Raw genomic sequence first — 9,469 nt, 5'->3', positions numbered from 1 at the left:
GAACCTGTTTACGATCTGCTGCGCTTCGGCGATACGGCGTTAAAAACGTCTGCCGCAACGACGAATCACAACGGCGGGGGCGCCGACCGGCCAGCCCGCCACGGAATACCAAGGAAACACCGACATGATTATCTGCATCGGCGCCGGACCCGGCGACATCGGCTACCTGCCGCAACGCTCGGCGCAACTGATCCGCGAGGCCGACGTGGTCGCCGGCTTCAACGCCGTGGTCGACGTGGTGCGCCCGCTGATCCCGGACACCGCCGAGGTGATCCAGATGGGCTACCGTGACCAGGTCGCGCAGCTCGACATCGTCGCCGAGCGTCACCACGCCGGCAAGAAGTGCGTGGTGGTGTTCATGGGCGACATCCACTTCAGCGGCTTCCAGTACCTGGAGCGCGTCGAGCGCGCCTGTGGCCACCCGATCGAGACCATCCCCGGCATTTCGTCGGCACAGATCCTGGCCTCGCGTGCCAAGGTGTGCTTCGACGAGACCAGCTTCATCACCTTCCACCGCCGCGGCGACCTGACCCCGTTCAAGCGCCACCTGGTGCACGCGCTGCAGGACCAGCGCAACGCCATCGTCATCCCCTGCCCGTGGGACGAGGCGCGCTCCTTCATGCCCTGGCACATCGCCGCCTACCTGCTGGAAAACGGCATTCCGCCCGAGCACCCGGTCGAAGTGTGGGAAAACCTCACCCGCGGCGACGCCGAATGGCACGGCACCCTGGCCGAGTGCGTCGACCAGCGCTTCTCCGACATGAGCATCATGCTGATCCGCACCCTCGCTCCGATGGACAGCCAGATCGAGCCGAGCCACAAATGAGCACCCACGATTACGCCATCGTGCTGGCCGGCCACGGCAGCCGCGACCCGGACGGGATCAACGAGTTCATGGCGCTGGTCGAACTGCTGCGCGAGCGCGCCGGCGGCCGCATCGTCGAGCATGGCTTCCTGGAATTCGCCACGCCGACCATCGATGAAGCCGTAGCCTCGGTGATCGAAGCCGGCGCGAAGAAAGTGGTGATGGTGCCGGGCGTGCTGCTCGCCGCCACCCACGCCAAGAACGACATGCCGAGCGAGCTGTTGGCCTTGCAGCGCGCCCATCCGGACACCGAGTTCCACTTCGGCGCGGCGATGGACCTGCACCCCAAGCTGCTGCAACTGTGCCGCGAGCGCATCGTCGAGGCCGAAGGCCGCTCCGGTCAGACCGTGTCGCGCGCCGACACCTGTCTGGTCGTGGTCGGGCGCGGCACCACGGACCCGGACGCCAACTCCGAGATTTCCAAGCTCACGCGCATGCTGGAAGAAGGCCTGGGCTTCGGCACCTCGTTCGTCTGTTATTCCGGCACCGCCAAGCCGCTGGTGGCCGACGGCCTGCGCGCCGCCGCCCTGCTGGGTTACAAGCGCATCGTGGTGCTGCCCTATTTCCTGTTCGACGGCGTGCTGGTCAAGCGCATCTACGCCGCCGCGGACGACCTGGCGACGCGCCACCCCGAGCTGGAAGTGCTCAAGGCCGATTACCTCGGCGTGCACCCGCACGTGGCCGACGTGTTCCTCGAGCGCGCCCAGGAAGGCGTCGAGGGCCGCGCCACGATGAACTGCGCGCTGTGCAAGTACCGCGTGCAGATCGTCGGCTTCGAGGAACAGGTCGGCACGCCGCAGCAGGGCCACCACGGTCTGGTACGCGGGCTGCTCGGCCGTACCGACGCCGCGCCGGCGCCGATCGACAACTGGCCGCCCTACGTGCCGCACCCGATCGAAGCCGAGAGCATGCGCATCATCCAGGCCGGCTACGACTGGTCGACCATCCCGGCCGAACTGCACACCGTGCTGCAGCGCCTGGTGCACACCTCCGGCGATTTCAGCAGCGTGGACGACATGGTTTTCTCGCCCGGCGCCACCGACATCGGCCTGCGCGCGCTGTTGCGCTGCCGCCGCGTGGTGACCGACGTCACCATGGTGCAGACCGGCCTCAAGCGCGCGGTGCTGGATCAGCTCGGCGTCGAGACCTGGTGCGGCGTGCACGACGAAGAGACCCACCTGCTCGCCAAGACCCACGGCATCACCCGCTCCGCCGCCGGCATCCGCCGCGCCTGGCAGAAGTTCGGTAACGACGTGATCGTCGCCATCGGCGATGCGCCGACCGCGATCATGGAAGTGGTGCGGCTGGTGCGCGAGCACGGCTGGCGCCCGCAACTGGTGGTCGGCCTGCCGGTGGGTTTCGTCGGCACGCGCGAGTGCAAGGAAGAACTGGCCCGCCTGCTGCAGGTGCCGCGCATCACCAACCGCGGCACGCGCGGCGGCTCGCCGTGGGCGGCCACCGTGGTCAACGCGCTGATGATCTCGGCCATCGAGCACGTCGGGCGCCAGAACCAGGAACAGCAAGCACAGCAATGAGCACTCGCCGCCCCTACGACCTCGCCACCCCCGCCCCCAACGGCCTGCGCCGCGGCCGCACCACCGGCAGCTGCGCCACAGCGGCGGTGAAGGCGGCGCTGACGCTGTTGCTGCGCGGCGAGGCGGTGCGCGAAGTCGAGGTGAGCCTGCCGGACCCGGACTACTACCTGGTGGTGCCGGTGGAAAAGGTGGAACGGCTGACGAGCGGCGCGGTGCGCGCCGAGGTGCTGAAGTACGGTGGCGACGACCCGGACAACACCGACGGCGCCACCATCTTCGCCGAGGTGTCGGTGAACAACAGCGGCACGCTGCGCTTCATCGCCGCGCCCGGCGTCGGTACCGTCACCCAGCCGGGGCTGCGCATTCCGCCCGGCGAGCCGGCGATCAACCCGGTGCCGCGCCAGATGATGCAGAGGGCGGTCGACGAGGTGCTGGCGGGCGGAACCAATCCCGGCTTCGACCTCGCCATCGGCTGCGTCGACGGCGACAAGATCGCCAAACGCACCTTCAACCCGATGCTCGGCATCCTCGGCGGCATCTCCATCCTCGGCACCAGCGGCATCGTCGAGCCGATGTCGCTGGCGGCGTGGATGGCCTCGATCGAGGTCTACATCCGCGTGGCGCTGGGCCATGGCCCCGACGCCATCGCCTTCACCCCGGGCAAGATCGGTCGTGGCTACGCCGCCGACACGCTGCATCTGGAAAAGAAGGAAGTGGTGCAGATCGCCAACTTCGTCGGCGTCTCGCTCGACTACGCCCAGCAAACGCTGGAAGAACAACAGGCGCGGCTTGGCACGCTGTGGGTGCTGGGCCACCCCGGCAAGATCGCCAAGCTGCTCGACGGGGTGTGGGACACCCATTCCAGCAAGAGCGGCATGGCGATGGGTTCGGTCGCCGCCGTGGCCGCCGAGATGGGCTTTTCGGCCAACCTCGTCGCTCAGATTGAGAAAGCCAATACCGTGGAAAACGTAGTGCAACTAGTAAAAGAACACGCCGACGCGCGCGGCTACTGGATGGAAATCGAGCGCCGCGTGGCCGCGCTGATGGCGCCCAAGGTGCCCAGCGTCGAGCGCGTGGCGGTGCGCCTGTTCAGCATGGACGGCACGCCGCTCGGCGAAGCCGCCTGCGACGCCTCGGGAGAAGCGGCATGAGCGTGCTCGGACACTTCACCGGCGTCGGCGTCGGGCCGGGACCGGCCGGGCTGATCCCGGTCGCAGCACTGAAAGCCTTGCAACAGGCCGACCTGATCTACCTGCCGCGTGCGCGCGGCAGCGAGGTTTCCGTCGCGCGCCAGTGCCTGGCGGGCCTGGCGATTCCGGACGAGAAATTCCGCGAGATCGAGTTCCAGATGGACCCGGACCGCAGCGTGCTCTCCAGCCACTACGGCGAGTTGGCCGAAGCGGTGGCCGAAGAACTCTCCGCCGGGCATCACGTTGCCTACCTCACCATCGGCGACTCGATGACCTACTCCACCTACGGCTATTTGCTGGCGGCTTTGCGTGACAAGCTACCTGGGCTGACGCACACCACCTTCCCCGGTGTGACCAGCTTCGCCGCCACCGCCTCGGCGCTGTCCTGGCCGCTGGGCGAAGGCAAGGAGCGGATTTTGATCCTGCCCTGCCCGGACGACATGGCCGAACTGCGCGCCGACATCGACAGCCACGACATCGTGGTGCTGATGAAGATCGGCGCGCGCCTGCCGGACGTGCTGAGCCTGTTGAACGAGATGGACATCGCCCGCCACTGCGCCTTCGCGCGCCGCATCGGCCTGCCCGGCGAGGTGCTGTGCGACGACGTTTCCACCCTGACCGCGGACGCGAGCGGCTACCTCGCCACCATGCTGATCCGCAAAACCGCCCGCGAGAAACGCCACCCATGAAAGTCTATTTCATCGGCGCCGGCCCCGGCGCCGCCGACCTGATCACGCTGCGCGGCAGCCGCCTGTTGGGCACCGTGTCCATGGTGCTGTACGCAGGCTCCCTGGTGCCGGCCGAGATGCTGCAGCATTGCCGCGCCGACGCCGAAATCTTCGACACCGCCGAGTTGTCGCTCGACCAGCAGGAGGCGCTGTACCGCCGCGCCCTGGCCGAGGACAAGGACGTGGTGCGGCTGCACTCCGGCGACCCGGCCATCTACGGCGCCACCGCCGAGCAGATGCGCCGGCTGGAAGCGCTCGGCATCGGCTACGAGATCGTCCCCGGCGTGTCGTCGTTCACCGCCGCGGCCGCAGCACTCGGCAGCGAGCTGACCCGTCCGGCAGTATCGCAGTCGATCATCCTGACCCGCGTCTCCGGCCGCGCCTCGGCGGTGCCGGAACTGGAATCGATCGCGCGCTTCGCCGAACACCAGGCGACCATGTGCATCTTCCTCTCCGGCCAGCGCCTGAAGCAGACCATCGCCGACCTCTTGCTGCACTACCCGTCCGACACCCCGGTGGCGCTGGTGCGCCGCGCCAGCTGGCCCGACCAGGCCATCCACCGCAGCACGCTCGCTTCCTTGATGAGCGAGGTGAAACAGAAAGACTGGCTGCTGACCACGCTGCTGTTGGTCGGCGCTGCGCTGTCGCGCGAAGGTGGCGTCGAATCCAGCCTGTACGCGGCCGGCTTCACCCACATCTTCCGCGACGGCACCGACCGCAAGACGCCGCGCCCGAGCAAGCGCAAGGCGAAGGACGCGGTGTGAGCGAGACCGCCATCTGGCTGGTGCGCGCGGACGCCCTGCCCTTGGGCCAAAGGTTGGCCGAAGCGCTGGGCGCGACGCTGTACCGGCCGTGGCTGACGCCCGACGACAGCCCGCGCGAGCAGTTCCGCCGCGCCTTCCACCAGCACCGGCGCTGGGTCGCGATGATGGCGAGCGGCATCGCGGTGCGCTATCTCGACGGTCTGCCCGTGAGCAAGTACACCGACCCGGCGCTGGTGGTGCTGGACGAGGCGGCGCGCTTCGCCATCCCGCTGCTGTCCGGCCACGAGGGCGGCGCCAACGCGCTCGCCTACGAGGTGGCAAGGCTGACGGGAGCGATTCCGGCCGTCACCACCGCCACCGAGGCGCTGAAGCCCTTGACGCTCGGCATCGGCTGCCGGCGCGGCAAGTCGGCGGACGAGATCGAACGCGCGGTGTTGGCCGCGCTGGGCGGGCGCACCTTGGCCGAAGTGCGCGAGGTCGCGACCATCGACCTCAAGGCCGACGAGATCGGCCTCTTGGCCTTCTGCGAGCGCCACGGCCTGCCGCTGCGCGTGATCGCCCAGCCCGACGTCGCCGCGCGCGCCTGGGTGGGCCAGCCGTCCGACTGGGTGCAGCAGAACGTCGGCGTGGCCGGCGTGTGCGAACCCTGCGCGCTGATCGCCAGCCCGCGCGGCCGGCTGATCGTACCCAAGACCGCACTGGACGGTGTCACCGTCGCCGTGGTCGAAGACCGCCCTACCGAATTACCCGCATGACGCACGGCGTCATGACCGAACAGACATACGGAAAGCATTGATGAACGGCAAACTCTATCTGGTCTCCGTCGGCCCCGGCACCGCCGAGCTGATCCCGCCGATGGTGAAGGACGCCCTCGCGCAAAGCGAGGTGATCGTGTCCTACGACCTCTACCTCACCTGGATTCAGCCCTGGATCACCGGCAAGGACATCCGCACCCTGCCGCTGACCCAGGAGCGCGAACGCGCCCGCCTGGCGCTGGAACAGGCACGTGCCGGCAAGACCGTGGCGCTGATCTCCAGCGGCGACATCGGCATCTACGCCATGGCGACGCTGGCCTACGAGGACATGCTGGAAACCGACACTTTCGACGTGCAGCTCATCCCCGGCATCACCTCGGCCAACGCCTGCGCCTCGCTGCTCGGCGCGCCGCTGTCGCACGACTTCGCCACGCTGAGCCTGTCGGACCTGTTGTGCCCGTGGGAGTGGATCGAGAAACGCGCGCGCCACATCGCCGAGGCCGACCTCGCCGCGGTGTTCTACAACGTGCAAAGCAAGCAGCGCCAGGAAGGCGTGTACCGCATCCTCGACATCATGCTGGAACACAAGCGCCCCGAGACGCTGTGCGGCATCGTGCACAACGCCTACCGCGAAGGCCAGACGGTCGAGGTGGTGACCCTGGCCGAGCTGCGCACGCGCCGCTTCAACATGCTGACCTCGATCGTCATCGGCAACCGCTTCACCAAGCGCAAGCGCAACTGGATCTTCTCCCCGCGCGGCTACGGCAACTGGGACGACACGCCGGATACGGTGAAGGCCGACGCGCTGCCCGAGGGCGCGGTGTGGGTGTTCTCCGGCACCAGCGACGGCAACGCCCTGGCGCGCGAGATCGCCGCGACCGGCCAAGAAGTCGTCGTGTCGAGCGCCACCGATTACGGCGCCGAGCTGGTGGCGCAGAACTGCCCCGGCCTCACCACGGTCGCCGGCCGCCTCGGCGTCGAGCGCCGCCGCGAGTTGCTGCGCGAAACCGGCGCGCGTGCCATCGTCGATGCCACGCACCCGTTCGCCAGCGACATGTCGCAGCAACTGATCGCGCTCGCCGCCGAGCTGGCGCTGCCCTATCTGCGCTACGAGCGCCCGGGTGCTGCCATCGCCCATGACACGGCACACCGCGTCGCCACCATGGACGACGCCGCGCAACTGGCGATGCAACTCGGCCAGCGCATCTTCCTCGCCACCGGCAGCAAGGACCTGGTGCGCTTCGTCAAGGCAGAGGGCGCGGTGGAGCGCCAATGGTTCGTGCGCCTGGCGCCGGACCCGCAACACCTGCAACGCGCCATCGATGCCGGCATCCCGCGCGCCCATCTGGTCGCCATGCAAGGCCCGTTCTCGCAGGCTGCCAACGAGACGCTGTGGCACGACTGGGGCATCGACTGCGTGGTGACCAAGGATTCCGGCGACGCCGGCGGCTACCGGGCCAAGGCGGACGCCGCCGCCGCGCTGAATATTCCACTGATCGTGGTCGAGCGCCCCCGTGTCGACTATCCGGCGTTGGCGTCCGACTTCGCCGCCGTGCTCGGTGCCCTGCAGGAGCTGCCGGCATGAGCGCGCCCCGCATTCCCGTTACCGTGGTCACCGGCTTTCTCGGCGCCGGCAAGACCACGCTGCTGTCGAATCTGATTCGTGACAGCAAACAGCGGCGCCTCGCCATCCTGGTCAACGAATTCGGCGAGGTGTCGATCGACGGCGCGCTGCTGCGCGGCGAGGGCGGCGAGGTGGAAATCCACGACCTGTCGCACGGCCTGGTCGCCTACGACGACGACGAGGACTTCCTGCCCACCATGCTGGCGCTGTGGGAGCGCCGCAGCGTGATCGACCACGTGTTGATCGAGACCTCGGGCCTGGCCCTGCCTTCCGCCGTCATGGAACGTTTGCAGGGCGAGGCGCTGGCGCCCTATTTCGTGCTCGACGCCACGCTGGCGGTGGTCGACACCCCGCTGCTCTTGGACGGCGGCTTCGGCCAACCTTCGGGCACCGAACAGGCCGTGGATGCCTCAGTCGCCGAGCTGTTCGAGATGCAGCTCGCCAACGCCGACATCGTGGTGCTGAACAAGATCGACGCGCTGGACGACGAGGCGCTACTGGCGGCGGAAACCCGCGTGCGCGCCCTGGCGCCGTCGATCCGCTTCATCGAGCTCGCCTACGACGCCAAGCTTGATACACGTTTAACCTTGGGCCTGCACCTGCACGAACCGGCCAACACCGCGCACCGCCACTACGGCCCGGTGGCGACCATGCCGGGCCTCGCCATGCGCCCGCTCGCCAACCAGGGGCTGCTCGACGGCCACAGCCACAGCGGACTGGGCGCACACAGCCACGGTCTAACGACGCACAAGCACTTCCACGAGCAGGACCCGGGCTGGCAGTCGTTCATGATCCGCAGCAAGGAAGCGCAAGACGCCGCGACGCTGCGCGAAGCCGTCGCCGCCATCGCCCGCAGCGAGCCGCTGTTGCGCATCAAGGGCTTTGCCCCGCCGCATGACGGCGCCGGCCGGCTCCTGGTGCAGGGCGTGCGCAGCCGCATCGAGCTCAGCCACGAGCCGGACGCGACGCCGGCGAAACAGGCGCAACTGGTGTTCATCGGCTACCACCCGAGCCGGCCGCGCATCGTGGAGCAGTTGTGCGAGCTGACCGGTACGATGTGGCGTTGAGGTACTGCTAGCAAAAGAGAAAACATCAAAACAGGCGTTGCGCCCGCACGGCGGGCGTTGTTTTAGGGCCGGTTCCGCCCGGCAAACGGGTCTATTTCTTTTGCTTCGCCAAAAGAAATAGACGAAAGAAAAGGCGACCCGACGCGCCTCGAAATCCCGACAAAAAAGCTTCGTGCGAGGCACCGCCGAACTCGCCATTTGCTAGCGTCAAATGGCTCAAACAGGCGGCGGCTTAAAACCTCGCCCAAAGCTTTTTTACCGGCGCGGCCCAACGGGAGATGGGCGCCACACAACGTCGGCTATGCAAGCAGCGTATAACAGCTAAGGAAGAATCCCTCATGAAAACCGACCCGACCTCCCACCAGCGCATGACCGAGCGGCGCAAGGCCGGCTTCGAGAAGAAGAAGGCTGCCGCCACCAAGGAAAAGGGGCTGTTGATCGTCAACACCGGCACCGGCAAGGGCAAGAGCAGCGCCGCCTTCGGCATGGGCCTGCGCGTGGTCGGCCACGGCATGCGTCTGGGCGTGGTGCAGTTCATCAAGGGCGCGCTGCACACCGCCGAGCGCGACTTGCTGGGCAGCTTCGACAACTGCGACTTCCTCACCATGGGCGAGGGCTATACCTGGAACACCCAGAACCGCGATGCCGACATCGCCACCGCCCGCAAGGGCTGGGACGAGGCGCGGCACATGATCGAGAGCGGCGAGTACGACATGGTGATCCTCGACGAGCTCAACGTGGTGCTGAAGTACGAGTACCTGCCGCTCGACGAAGTACTGGCGGTGTTCGCCGCGCGCTCGCCCGACCTGCACGTGGTGGTCACCGGTCGCCACGCGCCCGAAGCGCTGATCGAGGCGGCGGATTTGGTCACCGAGATGAAGCTGGTCAAGCACCCCTACCGCGAACAAGGCATCAAGGCGCAGCAGGGCGTCGAGTTTTAA

The 9,469-nt window shown here is 67.8% G+C and carries 9 protein-coding genes; all 9 read left to right on the top strand.

Annotated elements, in window-relative coordinates:
- The first annotated feature begins 49 nt into the window (after positions 1-49).
- The 9 genes from NH8B_RS08930 to cobO all read left to right on the top strand — a co-directional run bounded on the left by NH8B_RS08930 (position 50) and on the right by cobO (position 9,469).
- Positions 50-826 (top strand): cobalt-precorrin-7 (C(5))-methyltransferase, encoded by a 777-nt coding sequence (locus NH8B_RS08930; RefSeq protein ID WP_369751188.1) that lies wholly within the window; start codon positions 50-52, stop codon positions 824-826.
- Positions 823-2,400, top strand: a complete 1,578-nt coding sequence (locus tag NH8B_RS08925) for a precorrin-8X methylmutase (protein WP_014086993.1) — start codon at positions 823-825, stop codon at positions 2,398-2,400. The genes NH8B_RS08930 and NH8B_RS08925 overlap by 4 nt, the downstream gene beginning before the upstream one ends.
- Positions 2,397-3,551 (top strand): cobalt-precorrin-5B (C(1))-methyltransferase CbiD, encoded by a 1,155-nt coding sequence (gene cbiD, locus NH8B_RS08920; RefSeq protein ID WP_014086992.1) that lies wholly within the window; start codon positions 2,397-2,399, stop codon positions 3,549-3,551. The genes NH8B_RS08925 and cbiD overlap by 4 nt, the downstream gene beginning before the upstream one ends.
- A complete protein-coding gene (gene cobI / locus NH8B_RS08915) occupies positions 3,548-4,279 on the top strand; it encodes a precorrin-2 C(20)-methyltransferase (protein WP_014086991.1) in 732 nt (243 codons plus the stop codon). Before cbiD ends, cobI begins: the two co-directional genes overlap by 4 nt.
- Complete coding sequence (gene cobM, locus NH8B_RS08910) at positions 4,276-5,082, top strand: precorrin-4 C(11)-methyltransferase (protein WP_014086990.1); 807 nt, start codon at positions 4,276-4,278, stop codon at positions 5,080-5,082. The genes cobI and cobM overlap by 4 nt, the downstream gene beginning before the upstream one ends.
- Entirely contained in the window at positions 5,079-5,837 is a 759-nt protein-coding gene (locus NH8B_RS08905) for a cobalamin biosynthesis protein (RefSeq protein WP_014086989.1), read from the top strand. Before cobM ends, NH8B_RS08905 begins: the two co-directional genes overlap by 4 nt.
- A gap of 40 nt (positions 5,838-5,877) precedes the next feature.
- Complete coding sequence (gene cobJ / locus NH8B_RS08900) at positions 5,878-7,422, top strand: precorrin-3B C(17)-methyltransferase (RefSeq protein ID WP_014086988.1); 1,545 nt, start codon at positions 5,878-5,880, stop codon at positions 7,420-7,422.
- The gene (locus NH8B_RS08895) at positions 7,419-8,528 is read left to right on the top strand and encodes a CobW family GTP-binding protein (protein WP_014086987.1); all 1,110 of its coding nucleotides are present in this window, start codon (positions 7,419-7,421) and stop codon (positions 8,526-8,528) included. The genes cobJ and NH8B_RS08895 overlap by 4 nt, the downstream gene beginning before the upstream one ends.
- 338 nt (positions 8,529-8,866) lie before the next feature.
- The gene (cobO, locus tag NH8B_RS08890) at positions 8,867-9,469 is read left to right on the top strand and encodes a cob(I)yrinic acid a,c-diamide adenosyltransferase (RefSeq protein ID WP_014086986.1); all 603 of its coding nucleotides are present in this window, start codon (positions 8,867-8,869) and stop codon (positions 9,467-9,469) included.

Source organism: Pseudogulbenkiania sp. NH8B (genome assembly GCF_000283535.1).
GTDB lineage: Bacteria > Pseudomonadota > Gammaproteobacteria > Burkholderiales > Chromobacteriaceae > Pseudogulbenkiania > Pseudogulbenkiania ferrooxidans.
The sequence above is the reverse complement of the archived record's forward strand: the minus strand, read 5'-3'. Positions and strand labels throughout refer to the sequence as shown.